1 pseudogene is annotated in these 518 nt (G+C 74.3%); it reads right to left on the reverse strand.

What is annotated here, in order from left to right:
- Positions 1 to 189, reverse strand: a pseudogene (locus PV721_RS43765) (sensor histidine kinase); the annotation flags it as partial.
- Positions 190 to 518: the final 329 nt, after the last annotated feature.

Genomic DNA, 518 nt, shown 5'->3' on the forward strand with positions numbered 1-518 from the left:
GCCGAGGGCGGGGCCGAGCACGTAGAGCAAGGCCAGGGTGATGCTGAGGGCGATGATCCACGGGGTGCGGGGTTCGCCGGGGTGGCGCAGGAGGAAGCGGAGCAGGGAGGCGCCGAGGAGGAGGAAGAAGGCGGTGTGGGCGACCGTGGCCAGCGTCCGGGTGTCATCGCGCGGCGGGGCGGGCTTCACGGGGTGCTCCTCGGTCGGGGCCTGCGTCCATTGTCGGGTGCGGCGCCGCTGCCGGGGCGCTGCCCCGGACCCCGCGCCTCGCACGCCGGCGGGGCTGGGTGGTGCGGGAGGCCTGGGTGGTGCGGCCGGGCTGGATGGTGCGGCCGGGCTGGATGGTGCGGCCGGGCTGGATGGTGCGGCCGGGCTGGATGGTGCGGCAGGGTCCTGACCAGGAAATACCGCGCCGGAGGCGGCCCGCATCGACCGATCGGATGACCCCGGGGTCAACCGGTGCGGGTGTTCATCTCTGCTCCTGAGAACGGTGACACGGTGACGGCATCGGGTCGGTC

Source organism: Streptomyces sp. MB09-01 (assembly GCF_033794505.1).
GTDB lineage: Bacteria > Actinomycetota > Actinomycetes > Streptomycetales > Streptomycetaceae > Streptomyces.